The organism is Psychrobacter sp. H29, from assembly GCF_059073055.1.
This window is the reverse complement of the sequence record NZ_JCACRY010000001.1, coordinates 193,316-219,463: the sequence shown is the minus strand read 5'-3', so window position 1 is coordinate 219,463 and position 26,148 is coordinate 193,316. Positions and strand designations below refer to the sequence as shown.

Annotated in this window: 25 protein-coding genes and 1 pseudogene; 15 read left to right on the top strand and 11 right to left on the bottom strand. The window is 44.0% G+C overall.

Annotated features, from left to right (window positions below; all coding sequences use genetic code 11):
• The first annotated feature begins 91 nt into the window (after positions 1-91).
• From AC5JP1_RS00865 to AC5JP1_RS00850, 4 genes are all read left to right on the top strand, one after another.
• Positions 92-547, top strand: a complete 456-nt coding sequence (locus tag AC5JP1_RS00865; protein ID WP_443527117.1) for a tripartite tricarboxylate transporter TctB family protein — start codon at positions 92-94, stop codon at positions 545-547.
• Positions 548-552: 5 nt separating this feature from the next.
• Positions 553-2,058 (top strand): tripartite tricarboxylate transporter permease, encoded by a 1,506-nt coding sequence (locus AC5JP1_RS00860; RefSeq protein ID WP_443527116.1) that lies wholly within the window; start codon positions 553-555, stop codon positions 2,056-2,058.
• Positions 2,059-2,243: 185 nt separating this feature from the next.
• Positions 2,244-3,017: a sulfite exporter TauE/SafE family protein gene (locus tag AC5JP1_RS00855; RefSeq protein WP_493842763.1), complete on the top strand. Its 774-nt coding sequence runs from the start codon at positions 2,244-2,246 to the stop codon at positions 3,015-3,017.
• A 115-nt stretch (positions 3,018-3,132) separates the two neighbouring features.
• Positions 3,133-3,411, top strand: coding sequence for a peptidylprolyl isomerase (locus tag AC5JP1_RS00850; RefSeq protein WP_443527114.1), 279 nt, complete (start codon positions 3,133-3,135; stop codon positions 3,409-3,411).
• Between the two features lie 227 nt (positions 3,412-3,638).
• Here AC5JP1_RS00850 and AC5JP1_RS00845 read toward each other — a convergent pair whose 3' ends face one another.
• The 9 genes and pseudogenes from AC5JP1_RS00845 to rutA all read right to left on the bottom strand — a co-directional run bounded on the left by AC5JP1_RS00845 (position 3,639) and on the right by rutA (position 11,880).
• Positions 3,639-4,235 (bottom strand): malonic semialdehyde reductase, encoded by a 597-nt coding sequence (locus AC5JP1_RS00845; RefSeq protein WP_443527113.1) that lies wholly within the window; start codon positions 4,233-4,235, stop codon positions 3,639-3,641.
• A gap of 18 nt (positions 4,236-4,253) precedes the next feature.
• Positions 4,254-5,030 (bottom strand): pyrimidine utilization protein D, encoded by a 777-nt coding sequence (gene rutD / locus AC5JP1_RS00840; RefSeq protein WP_493842762.1) that lies wholly within the window; start codon positions 5,028-5,030, stop codon positions 4,254-4,256.
• 155 nt (positions 5,031-5,185) lie between these two features.
• Positions 5,186-5,815: pseudogene (gene ribB / locus AC5JP1_RS00835) on the bottom strand (3,4-dihydroxy-2-butanone-4-phosphate synthase); the annotation flags it as partial.
• A gap of 125 nt (positions 5,816-5,940) precedes the next feature.
• The gene (locus AC5JP1_RS00830) at positions 5,941-7,440 is read right to left on the bottom strand and encodes a CoA-acylating methylmalonate-semialdehyde dehydrogenase (protein WP_493842761.1); all 1,500 of its coding nucleotides are present in this window, start codon (positions 7,438-7,440) and stop codon (positions 5,941-5,943) included.
• Positions 7,441-7,480: 40 nt separating this feature from the next.
• Positions 7,481-8,839 carry a solute carrier family 23 protein gene (locus AC5JP1_RS00825; protein WP_493842760.1) on the bottom strand — a complete coding sequence of 453 codons (1,359 nt, stop codon included), beginning with the start codon at positions 8,837-8,839 and terminating at the stop codon, positions 7,481-7,483.
• Between the two features lie 33 nt (positions 8,840-8,872).
• Positions 8,873-9,454 carry an NADH-dependent FMN reductase RutF gene (gene rutF / locus AC5JP1_RS00820; protein ID WP_443527109.1) on the bottom strand — a complete coding sequence of 194 codons (582 nt, stop codon included), beginning with the start codon at positions 9,452-9,454 and terminating at the stop codon, positions 8,873-8,875.
• Positions 9,455-9,584: 130 nt separating this feature from the next.
• A complete protein-coding gene (gene rutC / locus AC5JP1_RS00815) occupies positions 9,585-9,968 on the bottom strand; it encodes a pyrimidine utilization protein C (RefSeq protein WP_493842759.1) in 384 nt (127 codons plus the stop codon).
• Between the two features lie 74 nt (positions 9,969-10,042).
• Positions 10,043-10,762, bottom strand: coding sequence for a pyrimidine utilization protein B (gene rutB / locus AC5JP1_RS00810; RefSeq protein WP_493842758.1), 720 nt, complete (start codon positions 10,760-10,762; stop codon positions 10,043-10,045).
• Between the two features lie 14 nt (positions 10,763-10,776).
• Entirely contained in the window at positions 10,777-11,880 is a 1,104-nt protein-coding gene (rutA, locus tag AC5JP1_RS00805; protein ID WP_493842757.1) for a pyrimidine utilization protein A, read from the bottom strand.
• Positions 11,881-12,354: 474 nt separating this feature from the next.
• Here rutA and AC5JP1_RS00800 point away from each other — a divergent pair, with 474 nt between their 5' ends.
• The gene (locus tag AC5JP1_RS00800) at positions 12,355-12,990 is read left to right on the top strand and encodes a TetR family transcriptional regulator C-terminal domain-containing protein (protein WP_493842756.1); all 636 of its coding nucleotides are present in this window, start codon (positions 12,355-12,357) and stop codon (positions 12,988-12,990) included.
• Between the two features lie 172 nt (positions 12,991-13,162).
• On the opposite strand, the gene AC5JP1_RS00795 is transcribed toward AC5JP1_RS00800, so the two are convergent.
• Together AC5JP1_RS00795 and AC5JP1_RS00790 are read right to left on the bottom strand one after the other, a co-directional pair.
• Positions 13,163-14,032 carry an alpha/beta fold hydrolase gene (locus tag AC5JP1_RS00795; protein WP_493842755.1) on the bottom strand — a complete coding sequence of 290 codons (870 nt, stop codon included), beginning with the start codon at positions 14,030-14,032 and terminating at the stop codon, positions 13,163-13,165.
• A gap of 7 nt (positions 14,033-14,039) precedes the next feature.
• Complete coding sequence (locus tag AC5JP1_RS00790) at positions 14,040-14,831, bottom strand: class II aldolase/adducin family protein (protein WP_443527103.1); 792 nt, start codon at positions 14,829-14,831, stop codon at positions 14,040-14,042.
• 85 nt (positions 14,832-14,916) lie between these two features.
• On the opposite strand from AC5JP1_RS00790, the gene AC5JP1_RS00785 reads away from it, so the two are divergent.
• The 10 genes from AC5JP1_RS00785 (at position 14,917) to AC5JP1_RS00740 (ending at position 26,072) form a co-directional block, all read left to right on the top strand.
• Positions 14,917-15,606: a Crp/Fnr family transcriptional regulator gene (locus AC5JP1_RS00785; RefSeq protein ID WP_493842754.1), complete on the top strand. Its 690-nt coding sequence runs from the start codon at positions 14,917-14,919 to the stop codon at positions 15,604-15,606.
• 173 nt (positions 15,607-15,779) lie between these two features.
• Positions 15,780-17,468, top strand: a complete 1,689-nt coding sequence (locus AC5JP1_RS00780; RefSeq protein WP_493842753.1) for a phosphoethanolamine transferase — start codon at positions 15,780-15,782, stop codon at positions 17,466-17,468.
• A gap of 55 nt (positions 17,469-17,523) precedes the next feature.
• A complete protein-coding gene (locus AC5JP1_RS00775) occupies positions 17,524-18,204 on the top strand; it encodes a response regulator transcription factor (protein WP_443527100.1) in 681 nt (226 codons plus the stop codon).
• A gap of 94 nt (positions 18,205-18,298) precedes the next feature.
• Positions 18,299-19,660 (top strand): sensor histidine kinase, encoded by a 1,362-nt coding sequence (locus AC5JP1_RS00770; protein ID WP_493842752.1) that lies wholly within the window; start codon positions 18,299-18,301, stop codon positions 19,658-19,660.
• A gap of 223 nt (positions 19,661-19,883) precedes the next feature.
• The gene (locus AC5JP1_RS00765) at positions 19,884-20,345 is read left to right on the top strand and encodes a diacylglycerol kinase (RefSeq protein ID WP_443527141.1); all 462 of its coding nucleotides are present in this window, start codon (positions 19,884-19,886) and stop codon (positions 20,343-20,345) included.
• Between the two features lie 139 nt (positions 20,346-20,484).
• Positions 20,485-21,282: a PAP2 family lipid A phosphatase gene (locus AC5JP1_RS00760; RefSeq protein WP_493842751.1), complete on the top strand. Its 798-nt coding sequence runs from the start codon at positions 20,485-20,487 to the stop codon at positions 21,280-21,282.
• A gap of 190 nt (positions 21,283-21,472) precedes the next feature.
• Positions 21,473-22,084 (top strand): YceI family protein, encoded by a 612-nt coding sequence (locus AC5JP1_RS00755; RefSeq protein WP_493842750.1) that lies wholly within the window; start codon positions 21,473-21,475, stop codon positions 22,082-22,084.
• Positions 22,085-22,303: 219 nt separating this feature from the next.
• A complete protein-coding gene (locus AC5JP1_RS00750) occupies positions 22,304-23,623 on the top strand; it encodes a c-type cytochrome (protein WP_493844408.1) in 1,320 nt (439 codons plus the stop codon).
• 94 nt (positions 23,624-23,717) lie between these two features.
• Positions 23,718-25,319, top strand: coding sequence for a flavin monoamine oxidase family protein (locus tag AC5JP1_RS00745; protein WP_493842749.1), 1,602 nt, complete (start codon positions 23,718-23,720; stop codon positions 25,317-25,319).
• A 111-nt stretch (positions 25,320-25,430) separates the two neighbouring features.
• The gene (locus AC5JP1_RS00740; protein WP_493844407.1) at positions 25,431-26,072 is read left to right on the top strand and encodes a c-type cytochrome; all 642 of its coding nucleotides are present in this window, start codon (positions 25,431-25,433) and stop codon (positions 26,070-26,072) included.
• The last annotated feature ends 76 nt before the right edge of the window (positions 26,073-26,148 follow it).

Here is a 26,148-nt window from a genome sequence, read left to right as displayed (position 1 = left end):
TGATTGAATACTGGTTTTTATAGTATTCATCGAAGGTTGACAGATGAGATATCTATCAACCTTTTTATTTTAAAATTTAAGGAGTACTCCTATGACAATGGAACGTGCGTTCTCTGGATTGATGGGACTGTTTAGCTTATTTTTGATCTACTTAGCGATCGGTTATGTCGCTCCCATTGCCTATGACCCTATCGGTCCTCGGCCCTATCCTATTTTAATTTTTTCACTGATGGCGCTTTTAACCCTAGTGATTGCTTTTCGTCCAGCACGGTTTACGAAAGTACTTGATTTGGGCTACAACAATGTAGTGATTCGAAACCTTGTTTTATGTGTCAGCACATTGTTGATTTATAGTCTGATTTTTGAGCCTTTAGGTTTTGTGGTTGCTACGACACTGATGTGTTTTGCGCTTGGTTTACTGTTTGCTGGCAACCCTATTAAAAGCCTTATCTTTTCAATTGTGATCAGTATTGCCTTGTATGCCTTATTTGACATGGCATTGGATGTAATTCTACCACTTGGCATACTATCAGGAATAATGGGATAGCGATTATGGAAACTTTTGATTTTTTAATGCACGGTTTTGCGGTCGCTACCCTACCCAAAAACTTACTGATTGCCTTAATTGGTGCCTTTATTGGTACTATCGTGGGTATGTTGCCTGGTCTGGGTCCTATCAATGGTGTGGCGATACTGTTGCCTTTTGCCTTTGCGCTGGGTCTACCACCAGAGAGTGCTCTTATTTTGCTCGCAGCAGTATATCTCGGTTGTGAGTATGGTGGACGTATCTCTGCTATCTTGCTCAACGTACCAGGATCTGCCGCGGCAGTTATGACCTCATTGGATGGCAACCCACTCGCCACACAAGGCAAAGCAGGTATCGCCTTGTCCATCTCTGCAGTAGCCTCTTTCTTCGGCTCTACGATTGCGACCATTGGTGTGGTCTTGTTCGCACCTCTATTAGCCAAATGGGCGGTGTCTTTCGGCCCTGCTGAATACTTTGTATTGATGGTATTCGCCATTACTTGCTTGAGTGGTTTGGTCGGCGATCAACCGATTAAGACGGCAGTCTCAGCATTGATTGGCTTAGGTCTGGCCACTGTTGGTGTCGATGCAGTGACTGGTATTTACCGCTTTACCTTTGATTCAGTCAATCTGTCAGATGGTATCCAGTTCACGACCATCGTTATTGGTTTTTTTAGTGTCAGTGAGATCTTAATCCTACTTGAGAGAACCAGTACTGGTGGGAAAATCATCGAGCAAGGTAAACGCAGTCTATTCAATCTAAAAGAGTTCACATTTGCTTTTGGTGCCATGATACGTAGTGGCATTATGGGGTTTTTCGTCGGTATTTTGCCTGGTGCAGGTGCGACGATCGCCAGTGCGATGACCTATGCTAGTGAGCGCAAAATTGCGGGCGATAGTGGTAAGTTTGGTGAAGGCGATTTGCGTGGTCTGGCATCTCCAGAAGCGGCTAATAATGCCTCAGCTTGTGGTTCATTTGTACCGATGTTGACTTTGGGTGTCCCCGGATCTGGTACGACTGCGGTTATGATGGGTGCATTGACCTTATACAATATCACACCAGGTCCGCAGCTATTTACAGAGCAGCCTGATATTGTTTGGGGTCTTATTGCCTCCTTGTTCATCTGTAACGTCATTTTGTTAGTAATGAATATTCCGCTAGTTGGCCTGTTCTCTAAACTACTTAATGTACCAAACTATATCCTAATACCATCGATCGCCGCTATTAGTTTCGTTGGGGTCTACTCTATTAATAGCACCACGTTTGACATGGTGTTCATGGTAGGGCTTGGGATATTTGGTTATTTCTTACGTAAGCTACACTTCCCTCTATCAGCGCTTATTCTAGGTTATGTACTGGGAGAAATGATGGAATCCAACCTACGTCGCGCTCTTTCTATCTCTCAAGGTGAGATGTCTATTCTATGGAGTAGCCCAATCACCATGTCACTATGGGTACTTGCTTTACTGATGGTATTTATGCCAATTATTCGCAAAATCTATCGTAAACGCTTCAAAAAGACTGCTGCATAAATTATTGCTAGTACGTCTCTAAATGTCTCTCCGGCGGTGGTTATACTCTATGTATGACCACCGTTTTTTTAGAGATATTTTTACTCTACTTTCAACAGTTATTTAACACTCCTAGCTCTTTTGTCAGCTGACCAAAATCAGCAAAACATCACTACTTGATGTCACTTATAAAATAGGATTTTATAGTGCTCTTTGTTTTAGACTTACTACAACCCATCCCAACTTGGCACTTATCAGGCTTATTTTTCGCTGGTATAGTCGCTTTTATTATCTCCACCATATCAGGTGGTGGCGGTGCTATGCTGCTGATACCAGTCACCTCTTCGATGATAGGGACAGCGGTTGCACCTCCTGTGATCAACGTGGCTACCTTTTTAAGTAATGCCTCGCGGCTCTATTTATTTTGGCATGATATTGATTGGTCATTGACTAAGTACTATGTCCCAAGCGCTATCGTGGGCGCATGGCTTGCCGCATTGGTGTTTAGTCGTTTAGATGCAGGCTGGATTCAGTTATTGGTTGGTGCATTTTTAGTCTCTACTATTTTCCAATACAAGTTTGGTAAAGTAAGTAAAACATTTGATATGCCAAAAGTAGGTTTTGTACCTGTAGGCTTTGCCATTGCTTTTATGAGCACATTAGTAGGCGGTCTCGGCCCTATTCTTAACCCTTTTTATATGAATGCTGGACTAGAAAAAGAAAGCCTTATTGCGACTAAAACAGCTAATTCTTTCTTTGTAGGTATTATACAAATCGTCAGCTACACCTTTTTTGGGATACTCACTGTCAAGATATGGGTGTATGCTCTTATATTAGGACTGGGCGCCGTGATTGGCAATGTCATTGGCAAACGCTTTTTGGCAGGTATTAGCATTAGTCAGTTTAGAATAATGCTGCTGATTTTGATGGTGATTAGTGGTCTAATAATGATAGCAACAAATGCTAAAATCCTATTATAAACGGCTCATTACCACTCCTACTCTTGAACAATATCAATATTAAGTTCAACTTAGTAACCAAAGTAAGTAATGCTATAATATCCTGACAATCGATATTTTATGCAGGGTTTAGATTATGGCACGTACCGCTAGCGCACTACACATTTTAGTAAAAGACCAAGAACTGGCTAAAGACATTATCGGCAAACTTAAAAAAGGCGCTGCATTTGATGTGCTGGCGAAAAAACACTCGACCTGCCCGTCGGGTAAGAAAGGCGGCAGCTTAGGTGAGTTCAAAAAAGGTCAAATGGTAGGACCATTTGACAAGGTTTGTTTCAACGGTGAGCTATTCACTCCGCATCTAGTCAAGACCAAATTTGGATGGCATGTGGTAAAAGTGCTTTACAGAACTTAAGAATTTGAGTTTAAGCACAGGAACTTGAGAGCGAGAGTTTAAGCACAGCAACTACAGTCACAGCCTTAGCGACAAGCCAGCTGTGCTATGCCTCATAAATAAGCCACTTGCTAAGTATAAACAGGTGGCTTAATTTTTGGATAACCAAAATAAAAATAGCTCTCTCTACAACTGTCATCGACTCAATCTACTGATCGCAAGACAGCACACTGTACGAATAACGGGTTTTATAAGACCTGACAAGCCTCATCAAAATCTAATCTTGGCAAGCGCTGATACAACTGATCGGGTTTACCATAGCCTATATTGATGAGTAGATTTGAGGACCAGTTACTGTCTTTGAGAAAGGTTTTATCCACTAGATCGTTATCGAACCCAGACATGGGACCCGTATCTAACCCCAACCCTCTGCATGCCAAGATAAGATAAGCCGCTTGCATAGAGCTGTTTCTAAACGCTGTTTCCTTTACAAGTTCGGTACTAGACGTAAACCATGATCTGGCATCCGTGTGCGGGAATAGTTTGGGAAGCTCTTCATAAAACGCTTCATCATGAGCGACAATGACAGTGATGGGTGCTGTCATTGTTTTTTCAACGTTCCCTGATGATAGTGCAGGCTCTAAGCGCGCTTTCGCTTCATCAGATTTGAGAAATATAAATCGTGCAGGTGAACAATTGGCTGAGGTAGGCGCCATTTTAACCAAGTGATAGATCTCTTCAAGTAACGCATCTGGCACGTCTTTTTGTTGCCAAGCGTTAAAGGATCTGGCCTTACCAAACAGTTGATCAAGACCTTCTGAAGATAACGATAGTGAATCAGTCATAATACTTCCTCATTGACTTTAGTTTTTGGATAAGAATTGCAGGATTTTGCTATTGGTTGAGCAGGTCTCAGTGACTGTACTGCCATGTCCACCTGTCAGCATTAACTCAAACTGGGCGTTTTGCATACTACCGGCTAACGCCAGACCACGTTGCCATGGCACCAAAACATCGTCAAGGTTGCTCAACACTAACGTTTTGTTTTTAATATGTTTGGCGTTTATGAGGGGCTGATAAGCCTGCAAAGCTTTTAATCTCGCTAGCACGTTCTCAATTGGTGCAAAGTTAGCAATGGCTTTATCTTCTTTTTGTGTGAGTGCTTCTATGTTGTCTGAGATCCAGATCGGTGGGTACAAGAATATCGCTTGCGCGCGTACAAACGCCTCTATCCCTGTATCTTGTAGCAAGCTGGTTCGCATACTAAAACATTTGATAGTGTGAGGGTCTAGGCTCTCCCAACCATTCAAGATAACTAACTTGTCTAATAGCTCTGGTGCCTTATGAGCGACTTCCATACCAATGAACCCGCCAAGCGCATGACCGACAAAATGACAATTAGACAGCCCTTCTGCTTCTAAAACTTCAATTAACTGCGCTGCCAAATCTTGCATAGAATAATTGTCAGGTAAGCGTTCGCTATCAGGCAACACCCCTTCTTGTTCGTAACAAACCACATGATAATGCTCGGTAAAACGCTCAATTTGAGGTAACCAAAAGTCAGCACGTCCGCCTAAACCTGAACTAAATACGATCGTTTTTGACGAGTCGTTCTTACAAGGGTATTTTTTGACTAACATAAGTGACCGTCCAATTGTAGTGAAATTTAAATGGCTATAAAAACAGCTAATGGCTTTACTATTCTAGAGTTACGTTAGGTTTACTAACTTGGCTCAGCGATGCGCTCATCGCTTTCACAATACTCATGTGAAAGCGCTTCTTCGATATATTCAACTTTGCCTTTACTATCGACACCCTCTTGAGACTTAATATATTTGATTAACTCATCTATGGTCCCGACCTTTAAACTGTGGGTATCGGCAAATTTGATAAGATCATTTCTACGAGCCATTTCACCATCTTGATTGATGATCTCTACGATGACTGCAGCAGGCTCGAGGCCAGCCAGTCTCGTCAGATCGCAACCTGCTTCAGTATGACCCGCACGCTCTAAGACACCGCCTTCTTTAGCCATAAGTGGGAAAATATGTCCTGGGGTTACAACATCATCACAGGTAACGTCTTGGGACACAGCGGTTCTGATAGTCTGAGCTCTGTCTGCCGTTGATATGCCAGTACTGACGCCTTTTGCGGCATCAATTGAAACGGTGAAATTTGTACTGTAAGGTGCTTTATTGTTTTTACACATCAACGGTAAGTTTAATTGTTTGCAGCGCTCAGAGGTCAGTGTCAAACAAACCAAACCCCTTGCATGTGTAATCATAAAGTTAATATCTTCGGGTTTGGCAAGACTTGCTGCCATAATGAGGTCACCTTCATTTTCTCTATCCTCATCATCCATGAGTATGACCATTTTTCCTGCTTTAATATCTTCAATGATTTCTGGTATCGTATTGATGTTCATAAAATCCACCATTTGCATTTGCATTTACATTTGCTTTTGTATGTTGTCATGTAGGGCGTGCCATTTTTAGGGCTTAATTAATGACACGCTCTGACATGGTTTTCTAGGTTTGCTATGCCGTAGGTCTAGCTCATAGAAATAGTCGTATTGACGCCTTTGCTCGCATCTTCATCGAACCAGCGCGAGATCACAGTTTTGGTCTGTGTATAGAACTGTACTGCTTGCTTGCCATACGGACCTAAATCGCCGAGCTTACTGGCTCTAGACCCTGTGAACGAGAACATAGGTAGCGGTACTGGAATCGGTAGATTGATACCTACTTGTCCGACGTCTATGTCTTGTTGGAACTTATGTGCATGGGCTCCAGACTGGGTAAAAATCGCGGTACCATTACCGTTTGGATTGGCATTGATGATTTGGATTGCTTCCTCAAGCGTGTCAGCGTATACAATACATAAGACAGGGCCAAATATTTCTTCGGTATAGCAACTCATATCAGTGGTTACGTTGTCTAAGATAGTCGGACCAACAAAGTTGCCGTCTTCATAACCTTCTACCTGACAGCCGCGACCATCTAGTCTGAGGGTTGCGCCTTCATCCACGCCTGCTTGGATTAAACGCTCAACGCGGGCTTTGGCCTGTTTGGATATGAGAGGACCTAAGTCTTTGTCGTCATTGCCAGCAGCAACCACCAGTTGTGATGACTTTTCTACAATATCATCGACCCATTGTTTAGACGCGCCAACCATGACGACAACAGACAGTGCCATACATCGCTGCCCTGCTGCCCCAAACGCTGCCCCTGCTAACTGGTTCAAACATTGTTCTTTGTTGGCATCTGGCATAATAACGGCATGGTTTTTTGCACCCATCATGCACTGTACACGCTTGCCCGCTTGACCTGCTCGATCATAGACATGCTTACCCACTGCGGTTGACCCAACAAAGGACATCGCTTTTATGTCTGGATGATCACATAGGGCATCTACGGTATCTTTGCCACCATGAACCACATTTAATACGCCTTTTGGTATACCTGCCTCAAGCGCTAACTCAACCAACCTCATGGTGACAATTGGGTTTTGTTCAGATGGCTTTAAGATAAAAGTATTGCCGGTAGCGATGGCCATTGGGAACATCCATAGCGGGATCATGGCAGGGAAATTAAAAGGCGTAATGCCTGCGCAGACGCCTATCGGCTGCTGGACGGTATACATGTCAACGCTGCTGGCAACGTTTTCGATGTAGCCACCTTGCTGCAAATTACCGATACCTGCTGCATGTTCTACAACCTCAAGCCCTCTAAACACATCGCCTCTAGCATCTGCCAGCGTTTTTCCTTGCTCTTCGGTCAGTAGCGCCGCCAGCTCATCCATATGTGCGCGTATCAACTCTTGATACTTCAAAAAGACGCGAGCTCGTTTGCTGATCGGTGTGGTACGCCAGCTCTGAAACGCCTCAGATGCTGTTTTGATAGCTTGTTCAATTTCATCAGGTGTGGACTGTGGTACCTTAGCGATCACTTCTTGAGTGGCTGGATTAGTGATATCAATCCATTGGGTGGTAGTTGACTCTGTAAACTCGCCATTGATTAGTTGTTGTACGTTGTGTGGTTGTGCATTCATGACACGATTCCTCAAATTGATATAAAACAGGGTTTTAAAATTATGTGTTGAGCTTTAGGAGCGGCTCTGTTGTAGCGGTTTCTTTATCAGTGGTTACGCTTGTCGCTTTTGGTTTGTTTCTAAAGTTGAAAACGAGGTTCATAAGAATGGCTAAGAAAGTAGCGGTGCCGATACCGCCCAAATCAAAGCCGGCAATGTTCAATGAATAGTTACCCGTTCCTAAAATCACTGGTACTGCAGCGACCAACATATTGCCATTCTTACTGAAATCGATTTTTGCATTCATCCAAATGCGCGCACCAGCGATCGTAATTAGACCAAAGACTACGATTGAAGCACCCGTCAAGATAGCCACAGGGATGGTGCTAATCAAGGTGCCAAACTTAGGGGATAAGCCCAATAAAATGGCAAAAACACCTGCTATGACAAAGACAACGGTAGAGTAGATTTTGGTCGCTGCCATCACGCCGATGTTTTCTGCATAAGTCGTCATACCAGTACCGCCTACCGAAGCCGAGAGCGTGGTACAGAGACCATCAGCGAAGAACGCTCTACCCATATACGGTGAGATACTTTTACCAGTCATGGCTTCTACTGCTTTGAAATGCCCAAGGTTTTCGGCGATCAGAATGATAAAGACAGGTGCGATGACTAATATGGCACTCATTTCAAATACAGGAGAATATAGTGTTGGCATACCGAACCAAGCCGCACTCGCTACTGGCGCAAAATCAATAGGCGTGCCCATTCCCATCACATTGGTTAAGAGGAAGTAAACAAAATATGCCGCTACCAGTCCTATTAACAGTAACAAGCGCCTTACCATACCTGTGGTAAATACGGCGACTGCACAGATACACAACACAGTGACCAGCGCCATCCAAGAATCAAAGCTATTACCGATGACGCTTTGTATGGTGACAGGCGCTAAGTGCAAACCGATAATCATGACGATGGACCCAGTGACCACAGGGGGCATCAAGTTCTCAATCCACTCTGCACCTGTCTTCATCACCAGTAGACCCATCAATGCGTATAAAATCCCGCAGACCACGGTACCACCAAGCGCAATGCCGATATTGGGATTCATACCCGTGCCGCTATATCCTGTGACTGCTACTACCGCTCCGATAAATGCAAAGCTCGAGCCTAAGTAACTGGGTACATGACCGCCCGTAATGAGGAAGAAAAGTATCGTGCCTATACCAGTAATCAGCATGGTTAAGCTCGGATCAAACCCCATCAGCAACGGGGCTAAAATTGTTGCACCAAACATTGCGAATGAATGCTGTGCGCCCAAAACAATACTTTTACCCATTGGTAAGTATTCATTGATACCTACCGGTGTCGTTTCTAGGTTCCCAGTGTAGGGACGCCATTTAACAAACCATTTGTCCATTTCAAATATCCTTAAAAAGTAGAGGTGTGATACTTATTTTTTGCACTTACTTAGTCGATGGTAGTCTCGATTGAAATAGATGAGACTTTCACAATCGGGCTTGTGTTTGATATCCAATACTTCACAAATGAGAATATCGTGGGTTCCCACCGAGCTGATGAGTTTGATTTTGCAATCAAAAGAGATAATAGCGTCCTCTAATACAGGCGATCCTGTTGCTAGCGTGGACCAACTGCCTTGCTCAAACCTTTCTTCTGGAGCCGTCTTGCCGCCGAATACGCCGCTTAGATCTTGATGTTCAAGACCCAATGTGTTGACGCATAGCACCATGTTTTCTTTAAAGGTATGGTATACAGAAGCGTTTCTATTCAAACATACCAATAGGGTTGGCGGTGCGTCAGTGACACTGCATACCGCTGAGGCGGTAAATCCTGCACGCCCTGCTGGACCCTCAGTGGTGATAATATTGACGGCAGCCGCAAGCTTGCTCATCGCCTCTCTAAATGTTTTCTGCATGTCAGTTAAGTTATCTGCCGTAGGGGTGAATGATTCTTTAGACTTATGTTTCATTAATGAGGACTGCGTGGCTTGGCTTTCTTTAATTACTGTATTCATCTGTCATTTCCTTTTAAACAATATCTCACCACATATGTGGTCAACTAAATCGCCCTACTACCGTTACATGCTAGGGGGTTAAATGTTAGGTAACTTAAACTCACTAACTGCAGTTTTTAAATAGGCTGTTTTATCCAACGTGTGCTATTGAAGCGATTTCGACTAGCGCGTCTGGTTTTACTAGTCCACATTGAATACAAAATCTTGCTGGCTTATCGTTGGGGAAGAACTCTGCATAGACTTGATTGACCGCGTCATAATCTGCCCAATCTTTTACAAAGATCGAATTAAAAGTCACATCATCCATATCGCCGCCAGCAGTTTGGATTACGTTTTTGATCGTCGTTAAGACATGGCGGGTTTGGGCGGCTGCATCACCCACATGTACGACATCGTTATTTTCATCAAAGGGTAGTGTGCCTGAGACATAAACGATGTTGTCAGCCTTGGTAGCGGGAACATAAGGGGCTAATGGTTTGCTGGTACCTTTAGGGATAATCACTTGTTTAGACATATCTATATTCCTATTAAGTTAGATTAAGTATGAAACGCTTGGTTTAGATTGCTAAAAACTGGCTAGGTAAAACGTTAGCTATCTGAAAAGCACTGCTGCATGCTGGCAACATCAGACACCCAACCAAAAAATGTTTTTACGTTATATACTGTGGCCTCATGAGCCTCTACTGGTCCTGCCTGATAACAAGCGTCATCTAACAAAACCCCAAAATACTCAAGGAAAAACCCATCTCGAAGCGTAGATTCAACGCAGACGTTGGTTGCTATACCAGTGAGTAATAAGTTACGTATGCCACGTGATCGCAATACGCTGTCGAAGTTGGTGTTGGCAAAGCCGCTATATCGAGGCTTGTCTATAACGATGTCTTGAGGCGCAGGGCTCAGCTCGTCGACCAATTCGTAATCCCAGCCCCCTTTTGCTAATAACGTTCCCTCAAGCTCGGAGTTCTTACGCATGGTTTTTAGGGCGTTTGATTTGTGATAATTAGGCGATCCACTACCACCCGCTTCTACATATTTATTGTCCCAGCCATTTCTGAAGTAAATGACTTGTATGCCAGCTTGGTGCGCAATATCTACCGCTTGCTTTATCTTATCGATGACGGGTTTGGTTGCTGTGACATCGAACCCAGCCAAATCCAGGTAGCCGCCTTGGCTGGCATACGCGTTTTGCATGTCTACGACGATCAGTGCCGTTTGTGATGGATCTAATTTGATAGGTTCAGGCAACGACTCTAAAACAGGAGAGGATTCCTTAGTAAAGTCTGCACAAATGCTATTAACCGAATTCATATCCACTCCTTTTATTAAGCTTCACTGACAGCTTGGCTGGCCACTGGGGTATCGACATTGATACGGCTCTGCATCAAAGGTTGGATCCTGCTACCAAAATCTTCCACACCTTGTACGAAGTCATCAAAGGTCAGTAAGACGCCATCCGTGCCTTGTACTTCGGCAACTTCGTCCAACATGCTGGCGACATTTTCAAAAGAGCCGACTAGCGTACCCATATTGATATTGACTGGCGAAACGCTTGATGCCATATGGCGAACGTTGGTATCTTTACCTGATGTTTTGTCTTTACCGCCTTGTGATTGCAACCAATCGATGGCTTCAAAGTCCGCACCATCGTTGTATGATTGCCATTTTGCCTGCGCTTTTTCATCGGTCTCATCTGCAATGACCATGAAGAGGACATAGGTGGGAACATTGCGACCCGTCTGATCCGTATGTACTTTTAAACGGTCGTTAATGCCAGCATAGGCAGTTGGCGTGTTCAGACCTTTACCAAATACAAAGTTGTAGTCAGCGTATTTTGCAGAGAACGCCAAGCCCGTATCTGATTGACCGGCACAGATGATTTTCATATCCGCTTGTGGAATAGGCTTCACCTGACAGTCATCCATTTGGAAGAACTCACCCTTCAAATCAGACTGGCCGGTCGCCCACAGGTCTCTTAGGACTTGTACATATTCAGATAAGTAGTCATAGCGCTTACCAAAATAATCATCGCCTGGCCACATTCCCATCTGTCCATATTCTGCTTCTTGCCAGCCAGTCACGACATTCAACCCAAACCGTCCGTTTGAGATACTATCAAGCGTCGACGCCATTCTCGCTACGATTGCGGGCGGCATCACTAACGTTGCTGATGTGGCATAGATTTTTATTTTGGACGTGACTGCCGCAAGCCCTGCCATCAAAGTAAAGCTTTCGAGGTTATAATCCCAAAACTCAGTCTCACCGCCGAAACCGCGCAGCTTGATCATTGAGAGCGCAAAATCAAAACCATAATGCTCAGCACGTTGCACAATTTGCTTGTTAAGCTCAAAGGTTGGCTTATACTGCGGCGCGTTTTTTGAGATTAACCAACCGTTGTTACCAATCGGACAAAAAATTCCTATTTCCATGAGGTCACCTATAAATTTCGAGAAGAAAAGAAGATAGCTATAAAAGAAATAAAAATTCTTTTATGTTTTTTTACATAGCAAAACCTATGCCATAGTTTTTTATCATTATTTATCAATAACTTATGCAATTTTTAGTATAAATTTTTTAGACCATATGGTTTAAAAATATGCATAGAGATAGTGCACCCTGTTATAAAACGGTGCAGTTTGTTATAAAATAGTGCAGAGATACTTGAAAAATAGATTTTGATGGTAATCTGGATGAGGTGAGCTTAATCAACAGTAAAAAAGAGACTGGTAAAGCCGATTGTGGCAACCGACATACCTATAAACCAATAGGATATTCATCGATGCTGAGAGCAATATGTTGACCAATAAATAGTGCTTGTGCCTGAGGGCTTTGCCCCCTTTTTAAATTCAACCAACGATCATCTATAATTGGATTTATGCGACTTTATAATGAAGGACATGACAGTGAAAGACAGCGTGCTAAAAGAAGAGACAGAAACAAGCTCAAAAGTACTCAAGAAAAAAGCGCATATTATCAATGCTGCATTGATTGTCTTTTCGCAAGAAGGACTAAATGGCGCGCGAATGGAGAGGATTGCTGAAGAAGCTGATATTTCTAAATCGAATATATTTTATTACTTCAAAAACAAAGAGGTTCTTTATATTGCTGCTTTAGAAACGGTGCTCAGTGAGTGGCTGTCCCCTTTAAGCAATATCAATATCAACCAAGATCCAAGAGATGCACTAAAAACTTATATTGAAGAAAAATATAAGATTTCAAAGAAGTCACCTGCAGCATCGAGACTATATGCATTAGAGATCATGCAAGGAGCACCTCACTTAATGGGGGTGCTGAAGGGACCTTTAAGATATTTGGTTCGAGAAAAGGTGGCAGTGATTGATGGGTGGATTGCAGATGACAAGATTAAATCTGTTTCTGCTATTCATTTGATTTTTCATATTTGGGCAGTTACCCAGCACTACTCTGACTTTTCCACCCAAATTGAAGCGGTCTGTAGTCATAGCTTAAGAAACAAAAAATTCGCTAATGAGGCATTAAGTACGAGTATTCAACTGCTCGTAGACAGTTTGATTCCGTAATCGTGAGCGCATTATTTAACAGCAGTAATGAATCAAATCAGATTTAGAGATTTTTTGTACTTTTAACTCATACTTACCATACATAAGAAGCGCAGGGCATCATGTGATGACCTGCGCTTTTTGACAGTAAAACTGTGTGACAAATACAACTTCTATTTAGACTACAGCGTTTCTAAATAGTATCTCTAAACTGTAGATAGGCAGTAGTTATCGCTTCAGCATCCTCGATCTGCGGATAATGACCTAACATCAGCATTTCGGTGACATTAGCATTTGGAATCAACGTACGATAATGATTCATCATGTGCTGACCTGATATCGGATCTTTAGCACCAGCGATCAATTTAACTGGTACCGTACTCTTTATAATGGCTCCTACCCAGCGCTCACGATATTGCTTACGCTGCGGCATATAGTTGATGAGTTTGTGCATCACTGCTAAACCCTCATTGTGAGTTAGTAGCTGCCATAAAGTATCGATGACATCAGGTGTAGGTGGTGTGTTGGGTCCAAAGACACGCTGCAGACTGCTCGCAAACTTCTGCTTAGTGATCAGTTTGGATACCAAAGGACCTACTGGCGAGATCAATAGTTTCTGAATTAGGATAGGTTTGTGCGTTTCAGGGAACAGTCCACCGTTTAAAAAGCAAACGCTACCAATATAGAACTCGTTATCGGTATGTACTTGCCTTGATAGCAGTTCTTGAGCCACGGTATCGCCATAGTCATGCGCCAATATATGATAGTCACTGACGCCGCATTGGCGCAAAACAGCCTGACAAATATCAGCTTGCTCACTGATTAAGTAGCGAGCATTCTTTGGTTTATCTGACAACCCAAACCCTAGCATATCGAGTGTGATGACATAGTAGCGCTCAGTGAGCGCCTCCCATATCCCTTCCCAATCCCAACTTGCACTAGGATAACCATGAATCAGTAGCAATGCAGGCGCACTTTTGTCCCCTGCATGCCGTATGAAAATCTGCTGACCATCAACAGTCAAATACTCTCCCTGTCGTTGCCATTCCTCCAAGGTCATCATTACTGGCTTACTCCTCAAATGATGGGTCAGTGCGACGTAGTTTTCTTAACAGTGCAGGCCATGCGATATCACCATTTGCGCCTCTCGTGACTTCCTCAGATGCCGCTTGAATACCTGCCAATATTTGAGCTGGTATCGGTGTCAATGCACCGCCGCCGCTCTGCGCTTTTATCTGAATCTCGCAAGCGCGTTGCATGATGTACATATACAAAAACGCATTGGCCACGGTATCGGCACACGTCAGCAGACCATGGTTACGTAAAATCATAAAGTGAGCGTCACCTAAATCAGCGACCAAACGAACTTTTTCTTCTGGGTTGAGCGCGACACCTTCGTAGCCGTGGTACGCTAGATTAGACAAAGGAAATAGCGATTGTTGGGAGATGGGCAATAATCCTTGCTCTTGTGCCGATACAGCAACACCATCGTTTGTATGCAAATGAATCACGCAGTGGGCATCGTCACGAGCTTCGTGCACCGCACTATGGATGATAAACCCTGCTGGATTGACATCGAATTCTGATGGCGCTAATTTTTCGCCAGCTTTGTTTACTTTGACTAGGCTAGATGCGGTAATCTCTTCAAATAACATTCCGTACGGATTGATCAAGAATTCGTCTTCTGTCCCTGGAACGCGGGCTGAGATATGCGTGAATACCAAATCATCCCAGCCATAAGAGGCAATGATGCGATAACAAGCTGCAAGATTGACGCGCATCTCCCACTCTTGCTCGCTCATGTTTTGGTGTACACTCGAGGTTGAATGCGTTTGTGTGGTGGTGTCCATAGCTGTTTGCATTGTATAGTCCTTTACAATTGTAGATATCCTGAAACATCACTCTACACTATTTTGTAACCCCAAATCTGTCAAAAACATTACACTTATGAATATCACTCATCATCTAGATAATGACCCTTGGTTTACTCACTTGCCAGCCGAAATCCAGACACAACTGGCACATAGCACTGTGCTCAAAACGTATCAAAAAAACCAGATGATTCATGCGGTTGGTGATAATGATGATGCGGCCTTACACTTAGTTTTGGCAGGGACGATCAGGGTCTGTAATGTAAGCGCTAGCGGAAACGCCATGACCCTTACCCATCTGTCTAGTGGCGATTGGTTTGGTGAGATATCTATCATCGATGACAACCCTCGTACCCATGATGCGTGGACTACAAACAAGGTTACTTTACTGTCCATCCCTAGAAAGTCAGTGATCCACACCGCTGAGCAGCACCCAATTTTATACAAGCATCTCGCGCTCATTACCTGCGGGCGGATACGTAGAGCCTTTGACTGGATTGATAATGCGACCTCGCTAAATACATCCGCAAGACTGGCTAGTATGCTCATCGGGCTGATTGGCACTTATGGCAAGCAGGTAGGCGCTGATATAAAAATAGATCTACGCTTGTCGCAAGAGGAGCTTGGCTTCATGCTCGGCACCACCCGACAAACCATCAATAAGATCATCCAATCGTGGCAAAAACAGACCATTATCAATATGCACTATGGCTTTATTACCATAAAGAACAAACCTCAGCTAATGGCTATGATGAACCCAGAATAATTTGAGTATGCTATAGCATCTATCAGTGAACGTCTTAACACACGTCTAAACGAACCATTCAACCTCTCTTCTATTGGCATAAGTATCAGAGATACCACCTTAACACCTTCTTAACAGCCCGTTTGATATGGTAAGGAATGACGTTTCCTACCATTTTGTTGAGAAGTTCTTGTATGTCAATACCTCAAGCCGTCAAAATAAATACGCCCACATCTCATGGAAAAACCCATTTCCTAAGTCAGCTATATCATCGTGAAGTCAATCTCAGTTATCTTCTGATTACCACTGCCTTGTATTTGGTCGCGACTGCTAATACTGGATTTTTCGAGCAGGTGCTAAATGTCTATCCATTTAGCAAAAACATAGGTTTTATACTGTCTATTACGGGTGTGCTATTTGGACTGATGTGGCTGGTATTACAGCTGCTTTGCTATCACCAGATTGCCAAGCCAGTGTTGATAACGCTGCTGATTACTGCCGCCATCTGTGGTTATTTTACTGATGCTTACGGAACGATATTTGACACCAATATGCTAATCAATAGCATGGAGACCGATCAAGCAGAAGCGATGGGATTGTTCACACCCAGTCTGGTGATTCGAGTGCTGATATTGGGGGTGTTGCCAGCGTTTATTATTAGCAAAATTCGCTTAAAGCGCTTTACCTGGCAACTCAGCATTCTACAAAAAACAGTTACGCTGATATTATCTATCGCAGTCATCGCCGCTTGTCTCTTACCCTTTGGTGATCAGTACGCCAGCTTCTTTCGTCAGCATAAAGAAGTGCGCTCTTATGCCAACCCGATTACGCCTATTTACTCAATGTTAAAACTTGGCGAAAACTATATTAAAGAGCTGCGCCGTCCTGATACTTTCACGCTGCATGCGACAGATGCAAGGCGATTAACCCCTGACAACAGCATTGCAAAACCCAAACTGATGGTGTTTGTGGTTGGCGAAACTGCTCGAGCGGATCACTTTGGTTTAAATGGCTATACACGCAACACCACGCCGCTGCTCTCAAAGCAATTAAACCTTTATAGTTTTAAAAACGCGGTCTCTTGCGGCACATCGACCGCCTATTCCGTACCCTGTATGTTCAGTTATACCAATCGAGAAAACTACGACGTAGATACCGCTAAGTATAACGAAAACGTACTCGATACACTCAGCAAGCAAGGGATCAATGTCGTGTGGCGAGACAATAACTCTAGCTCTAAAGGTGTGGCTGATCGTGTGACTTTTGAGGACTACAAGACGACTGATACCAATCCAAATTGTGATATTGAATGCCGAGATATTGGTATGCTTGATGGTTTTGATACACTGGTTAAGTCAGGCAGCTCACAGAAAGAGATGCCTAAAGACACGCTTATTTTGTTGCACCAAATGGGCAATCATGGCCCTGCTTATTACCAGCGTTATCCTAAAGAATTTGAAACCTATAGACCTGTCTGTATGACCAATGAGCTGTCGAAATGTGATGCCCAGTCTGTAATAAATGGCTATGATAACGCCATTCGCTACACTGATTATTTCTTGAATAACGTGATTGATACCTTAAAACCTTATGAACAAGATTATGATGTCGTCATGGTCTATATGAGTGACCATGGAGAAAGTTTGGGTGAAAATAATATTTACTTGCATGGTCTGCCTTATACATTTGCACCAGATACCCAAAAACATGTTCCTGCGGTAATTTGGTCACCGGACAGTAATAACATCGATGCAGATAGTCTCTCTAGTATGAGCAGTCAGCCGGTGTCACATGATTTTATTACGCCGACGTTGCTGAGCTTTTTTGGCATTACAACCAATGAGGTCAAAGGTGCACCAACCTTTTTTAACGTGCATCACTAACCTGTTTTTATATTGCGTTATCCTTTAAGCAACCACTATTTCTTAGGTCAGCATTATGTATAAGATACTCGTTATTGAAGACAATCCCGATATTGTCGCCAACATTTATGCGTTTTTTGAGCCCAAAGGCTTTGAGCTGGACAACGCACATCACGGCTATAGTGGGCTCACACTCGCCTCAAGCAATCATTATGACGTGATATTGCTCGATGTGATGCTACCAGGTATGAATGGCACGCAATTATGCAAAAAGCTCAGAGAAGAATTGCACGACAAGACACCAGTGCTGATGCTCACTGCGCGCGATACGCTTTTAGATAAAGTAGCAGGATTTGATAGCGGTGCTGATGATTATTTGGTCAAGCCTTTTTCGTTGATTGAGCTAGAATGTCGTATAAAAGCGCTCATACGTCGTCATGAGGATGATCATTTTGTACACAGTATCGCCGTGGGTGCGCTATCATTGAATAACAGCGAGCATACTATTATACGCGAAGGAAAATCCATTAGGCTCACACCAACTGGATTTAAAATACTGCATATCCTAATGAGTGCCGCACCGAGAGTCGTCAGCAAATACGAGATTGAAGAAAAAGTATGGGGGCAAGACATCCCAAGTAGTGATGCGCTACGCACCCATATGCATAGCGTGCGAGCGCAGGTCGATAAACCATTCGATAAACCTATGATTATCACCCTGCCTGGTGTAGGTTATCAGGTGATAGATCCCACTTAACTTCGAAAGCGCTCGTGCTCATTGAAGATATATCTTGTGCCACAAACCCTTACCCCCTATCGTTACTATACCGCTTTACTATATAAGTGCCTCTATGCTCAACATACACTCAATCGCCAATAAGTTTCGCTTCTCTTATTTTATATTTGCCTTACTACTATGCAGCGCTTTTGTCAGCATTTTTTTGTATGCAGAAAGCAGAATAGAGCGAGAATTGGTCAAAGCACGTCTATTGCAACAGCTGGAGATGAGTCAAGAAAAACATGGCGATCAGCCTATTTATACGGCTGACCCAGGCATTAAAATCTACCGCTATGATTATGCACCAGTCAGTCTGCAAGCCTCTGCGAATGACACCGTGCAAGAAACTGACGTTACTCTTAATAAAAGCACTGTTAACAAAGGCACTGAGCAGAAGCGCACCCATCTACACTTTTTTGCGTATGAGCAAGGCGATCAAGCATATATTTTGACCTACATAGAAGGGGTTGAGATAGTGATGAGTCACTACCCTGTGTTAGAAATCTTTGAAAACTTAGAAGATATTTTTGCGGACACGCTCAAAGTGGCCGTAATACTGAGTTTACTTATCGCAGCTATATTCTCTCATCTGTCCTCCAAACAGATCATCAAGCCCCTACTCGATCTAAAACAAGCGGTTGAGAGCGATTATAAAAACTTAACGGAACTCACGCACTTGCCTTCTGAAGTCGGGGTGTTGGCGCGAGCGATCGATGAAAAAAACCAAAAACTCGAGCAATATCTAAAACGCGAGCAACTGTTTACAGGGGATGTCAGTCACGAGCTGCGCACGCCTTTGACCATCATTATGGGTGCCTCTGAGGTGCTAGCGTCGCAACTCCCAACAGACAGCCATCTAACCGAGTTTACCAATCGTATTGGTGATACCGCGCGTGAGACTTCTGAGATTATCACAGCCTTGCTCTTACTCTCGCGTGCGCCTGAAAAGCTTGATGCACCGCAAACATCCATCAATAGCATTGTCTTAGCCGAGGTGCAGCGATTGACCTATTTGCTACGCTACAAGACTGTCACGTGTCAGGTAATCGCTGAGCAAGAATATAGTGCCTATGTGCGTCCTGAGCTATTAAAAATGGCATTGGGTAATTTGATAAAAAATGCGTTTCAGTATACCGATGATGGCGAAGTCATCATCACTATCGATGACGAAAAAATTATGGTCACTGATACGGGTCTTGGTATTCCTGAGGCGATGATGCCTCTACTCTACGAGCGATTTGAGCGATTGACTCATGACTATCAAGACGAGGGTAAAGGCACAGCCTTGTCACCGAAGCATGATATCAATCACAAGGTTGAAGGCTCAGGTTTGGGACTAAGCATTGTACAACGCATCATGTCTCATATGGGCTGGCAGCTAACCCATCAAGCCAATCATTCAGGCGGTAGCACTTTTAGTATTTATTACAAGTAGCACATGTTATAGCGCCAAAAAGCCTCATCTAAAAAATACGCTCTTCTCTATTTAATGTTCATTACCACGTATCCCAGCCTCTCTATAGTCTCTTAACACTTTCTTAATCTCTCTCGTCTTATACTCAAGCTATATCGACTTTACCTGACTGTTTTTTTTGGTCGTGCAAAGCCGAGAGTGCACCTTGATATTAATAGATCATTAAGAATTCTATATGAATAAAATTACTCCTATTAATCTTGAAAACAAGCCAGCCGAGCATTGCTCTATCAAGCAGGTAGCACATCACAGTGCGCTCACGCCTAATAGCTTTGCAGAGAGCGCAAAAGGCAAAACGGGCTTTTATCGCATTGTAAAAGCTGCTGGCTATTCAATAGACGGCTTTAAAGCAGCTTACAAATTTGAGGCGGCTTTTAGACAAGTCGTGTGGCTCAATATTGCCCTATTTACTGCTGTCATTATTGTGCCTTTTTCAATTGGTATAAAAATGATGCTGGTAGTTGCTTCTTTTTTATCTTTGATTGTTGAGCTGCTAAACACGGGTATCGAAGCGTGCGTCGACCATACATCGACAGCCAAACACCCACTTGCCAAGATAGCAAAAGATGTCGGCTCGGCGGCGCAGTTCTTGTCGCTGTGTCTTTTAACTGCTTTATGGACAATGGCATTATCAGTCTTATGTTAATAAAGCATGATAAATACCTAGATAGCAGCACTGTAGATCGCAAAACATATGCCACATGAGACATCAATAACCAGACGAAACATCATTAAATAGTCATGCTGCAATCTATCATTATCTGACATACGTTACAGAGGTATCTATGACTGTAGAAGACCACTCAACAGCCTGGCTCTGGCTAAAATTACTGTGCGTAACCATCATTGCTACAATAATGTTTGAACATAGCCAGTTGGACCTACGCATCAGTGAGCTATTTTATAACAATGGACACTGGCTACTAGAAAAGGGCGCGCAGCCTTATGCTTTTATCTTTTATGATTTACCCAAAGCTCTATTAATTCTACTGGCGGTCTACCTCATAGTAGTGTTAATCATAAAGTATCGACAACCTTTGCCCGACCTTGCCTCGCAGTATCGCCATAAGTTCGATAGATTTCTGCTACCGCTACCCGTTCGGGAGATTGGCTACTTACTGATTATAATGGTAATTGTACCGGCTACCATTGCCACGCTCAAAGGCTTTACCCATGTGAGCTGTCCAAACGACTTGGTTTCATTTAACGGTGATCTGCCCTACCTTAACCTGTGGCAAAACATCGTAGCTGCGACTCCTGCCAGATGTTTCCCAGCGGCTCACGCCAGCGCAGGGTTTTCTTTATATGGATTGGCGTTTTTACCATCGTTATACACATACCGTGACCGAATATTTACGATAGTGACGGGACTAGGTTGGACGATGGGACTGTATAAGATGCTCTTTGGCGACCATTTCTTTAGTCATACCTTAGTCTCGATGCTGCTATCGCTGACCATAGCCTGTGCGCTCGCTACTCTATTGTTTAGAGACACTATCATCAATAGCGTCAGTAGCGCCAAAGGTAGCAATAGCAAACATGCTGATAGACATCTATCTACTATCGACATACCGAACAACTAAAATAAATCTTTAGCTATAAGGGCTTTAAGTATAAGCGGATATAACCTCTATATATTTATCAAAATAGTATGACTCATCATCTAAAAATACTGTATAAATAATGAAGAGCAATTGGTTGGTCACTGTTTAGCACTATGGATAGTGCTTTTTGATGAAATGCTTTATATATTACCCACAAAGGAATGTAGCCATGCGCTTCTTATGCATTGGACAAAAAATCCCGCATGTCTACTATTTATCGATTGTGCCATTACTGCTTGTCAGTACCATAAGTGACGGTCATGCCGCTACCTACTCTATTAATCCCACCAGTACGCACATAAAATTTGCCATTGAACGTTTCAAAAGCTCTGCCACCGCTGGCGGATTTTATAATATTAGCGGTCAACTACAATATGATCCAGATTTAAGAGCTGGCGATATCTCATTAATCATACCGATAGACTCTCTAAATACGGGCAATACCTCTTTTAATAAAAGCTTAACAGGCCCTGATTTCTTTGATGCAAAAATGCATCCTTCAGCGCGCTTTAAATCAACAAAATGGTACTTTAATAAAGCTAAGAAACCACAGGTAACACGAGTAGATGGCTATCTTACATTGCATGGTGAGACGCATCCTATTAGCCTGACGGCCACCAAGTTTGAATGTGACACAAGTGTTGGTCTCAAACAGGAAGTTTGCGGTGGTAACTTTACCGCGATGATTGATCGCACAAAGTGGAATATAAACAAATTTGCATGGTTTGGACTGACCAAAAACCTAAAGTTAAATATCAAAGTGGAAGCGGCCAGACAGTAGCCGTTTCAATGCTACGGCAGTCCCTTTTGAAAGTATCGGCTTTTATTTCTTTGCTTAATTTTAATAGAGATGACTAGTAACTATCAGGCATTTTGCTAGAAGGGAATATAGATGAGTTATAAGGATATTATAAAGACGCTTTGTAGAGCTATGCCAGTTGCGTCATTTTCTGCAGTAGTGGCATTAACATCAGGGCTGAGCGTACTTGCTACCGCTGCAATGGCAGAGACGGTCAGCCTGCCAATGGACACTTTGCCTAGCAGAACAACCCTACCAAATGTCAGTCCAGCCAATAGTCCTCTTGCCAATCGCGGCGCTTATGTGGCACGCAGCGCTGACTGTATGGCCTGCCACCGTGAAGACTATAGTGGCGGTGTACCGATTGAGACGCCGATTGGCAATATTTACTCGACCAATATCACGCCATCGACGCGCTATGGCATTGGAAATTATACCGAGGCAGATTTTAAAAAAGCCTTGCGCAAAGGACGTGCGCCAAATCATCAGATTTACCCTGCGATGCCCTATCCGTCCTATCATGGCATGACAGATGACGATATCAGTGCCTTGTTTGCTTATTTTCAGACCGTCCCTGTGGTAGACAAGCCCCCTGAAAAAACCACTCACCTCCCTTTTCCATTAAATATCCGTAGCTTGATGCTGGCATGGAATGTCATCAACGTACCCTCTACCGAAAACCGCGCAGGACTCACGCAAACCCAGCAACGTGGTGAGTATCTGGTCAATAATTTAGAGCATTGCGGCACCTGTCATACGCCGCGCAACCTAACCCAAGGCCTTGATAAAGACCGCTACTTATCCGGCGCACCCCTTGGTAAATGGTTTGCACCCAATATCACCCCTGACAACGACACTGGTATTGGGCGCTGGAGCGAAATGGATATCGTGACTTACCTGCGTACAGGAACGCTTGATAAGCGCGCTTATGCGGGCGGACCGATGGCGGAAGCCGTGGCACATAGCACGCGCTATCTCACTGATGAAGATCTGATCGCGATGGCATCTTATCTAAAAGTCGTCCCAGCCATTAAGACCGATGACTATCTCATACCAGTCAATATGTCTCGCCTACCGAAGCCAGCCAGCAACTCCATTACTTATGACTTACTGGAGCAAAAAGACTATCTGGCGCAGGCCAAAACGAATACTGTCAGTTATGCTAATGGTAACAGCGCCAACAATAACGGTCTGAACAGCAGCTCGCCAAAAGACTTATATTTAGCACATTGTGCCAGCTGTCACGGCGTCGATGGTTACGCTCAGCCTGATGCGCGCTATGCCTCTATCGTTGGTCTCAGTAGCATTCGCCGCGTAAAACCTGATGCGCTCGTTGGCGTGATTGCCTTTGGGGCAAAAGGGGCATTTAACACTGCACCGAAGATGCCGGGCTTTTCAAAAGATTTGAGCCCTGCACAGATTGCGAGCATCACTAACTATGTGCGCGTCACCTTTGGTGGTTTACCCAACAGCGATGTTAGCGCCGCCGACGTCACACGCGTGATAAAAGCAAAAAGCTAGCCCTAAGAATTGGCATTAGAAACAACTATAAAAAATGTGCTCTAATCTTTGCCCTTTATCATATGGCAAAGACCAGCACGATAAGGATAAACCCATGAATGACCTGCTCCAATCTCCCACACGGCGACAACTACTCTCGATGATCGGCAAGACCGCAGGCGCGACCGCGATGTATCAAGCGATGACCACGTTGGGGTTTGCATCCGAGTCGAGCTTTAAAGAAGAGATGAATCTGAAAGGCGCACCAGCTGGTACCAGTATCGTTATTTTGGGTGCAGGATTGGGCGGACTGACTGCCGCTTATGAGCTACGTAAAGCAGGCTACAAAGTCACTGTGCTTGAGTATCAAAACCGCGGCGGCGGACGTAGTTGGACGCTCAATAGCGGTGACAAATATACAGAGCTGGGCGGCGCTGAGGTCACGTGCGACTTTAAACAAGGCAATTACTTTAATGGTGGGCCATGGCGATTGCCCATCCATCACTACGCGGTCTTTCATTACTGCAAAAAGTTTGGCGTCGCATTGCAACCCTTTATCCAAACCAATGATCGTGCTTATCTACATCGTACCAATCACTTCAATGGTGCACCGCAGCGCTTGGGTGAAGTGCAAAACGATATCCGCGGTTATGTTTCCGAGCTATTGTCTAAAGCCGTCAATAAAGGCAGTCTTGATAATACCGTTGATAAAGAGGACAAAGAAAAACTCCTCGAAGGCCTCAAGGGCTGGGGCGTTCTGGATAACAGCTATCGCTATGTCAAAAGCCATGAGACGGGCAAGCATCGCGGCTATAGTGTGTATCCGGGTGGTGGCTTGATGCCAGATGCCAAACCCTCAACGCCGATACCAATGGACAAGCTAATAGACTCAGGCATGTGGTCGGACATTTATAGCAACTATACCGTCTATGTACATCAGCCAGCGATGTTTCAGCCTGTCGGCGGCATGGGAAAAATCGGTGATGCGTTTACGCGTGAGTGCCGGGATATGATCACCTTCAATGCCAAAGTCACCAAAATCAATCAAGACGAGACGGGTGTCACTGTTGATTATGTTGATAGCAACAGCCCTGACAGTGCTACCAAAACGGTGCGCGCGGATTGGTGCATTTGTACGATTCCTTTATCCATACTGACTCAAATTGACATCAATGTGTCCGCTCCGATGAAGCAAGCCATGGCCGCCGTCCCTTATGACAGCTCGTATAAAGTGGGTTTGGAGTTCAAACGGCGGTTTTGGGAAGAGGATGAATGGATCTACGGCGGCATCACTTATACCGATCTACCCATCACCCAAATCTCCTACCCGTCACAAGATATGTTTAGCGCAGGCTCAGGTGTGTTACTTGGCGCTTATGGATTTGGCGAAACTTCGTACAAGTTTAACTCATTGACACCCAAAGAACGTATCAACGCGGCGCTCGCCTATGGCAAGCAGATTCATCCGCAATATGCCAAAGAGTTTCGCTCGGGCACCTCGGTTGCATGGCACCGTATCCCTTGGACGCTGGGTTGCTACGGTATCTGGAGCGAGTCCAGTCGCAAGCAATATTACGAGACACTCTGCGAGATTGACCACCGTATCGTACTGGCAGGTGAGCATTGTTCGCACATTCCTGCGTGGCAAGAAGGTGCAATCCTATCTGGAATGGATGCCGCCAAACGCTTGCATCAAAAAGCTAAGAAACTTGGCTAAACTACTTTGTATAACCAGTACGGCGTGACAGCAAGGATGATAACAATGAGACTAGGCACATTAGGGACAATCATGAATATGGTGGCAGAAAAACCAATAAAACCCTTTAGCATGCGCAGCTCGAGCAAGACAATAGTAATACTCATAACTGGTGGAACGATAGCGCTGTCAGGCTGTAGTCAGAATAGAACACAAGATGTAGCCACTATCGCCAATCCACAGACGACGCCTGTGCTATTTAACAACCGTTTTGACAATCAGGCCAGTCGCAATCAGGGCGCATGGGGCGGCGTATATATGTCCAAAAGCGAGTTGGCTGAACCCACTAGTAATATCGTCAATGTGCGCTCGATACCGAAAATGAGCGATGATCCTAGCATGCAGCAGTGGCTCGCTAAGTTTGAAGGCAGTACACAAGGCAAAACAGGGTTTGCTACCATCAATGGTAAAAAACTCTATGACGACTCTTGTGCGGGTTGTCATATGCAAAAAGGTGACGGTGCACAAGGCGCTGGTTACTATCCGCCACTGACTAATAACAGTAAGATGGAATCAAAGTACTATATTATTAGCGTAACTATTAACGGCCTGCGCGGTATGCCGTCGTTTCACAGCATGATGAATGACGAGCAAATAGCTGCCGTCACACAATACGTGCATAGCGATCTCAATAACTTCACGGATACGGTCACAACGGATAATGTCGCACAATTACGTCATGACTTTCCACCAGGATCGGACCCGAGTGAGTAAGCAATTGAGTAAGGAAAGCTAGCCAGTTATTAAAGTATGCTATTTCGTAGACAACACTCAAAAAAACGCCACTGGA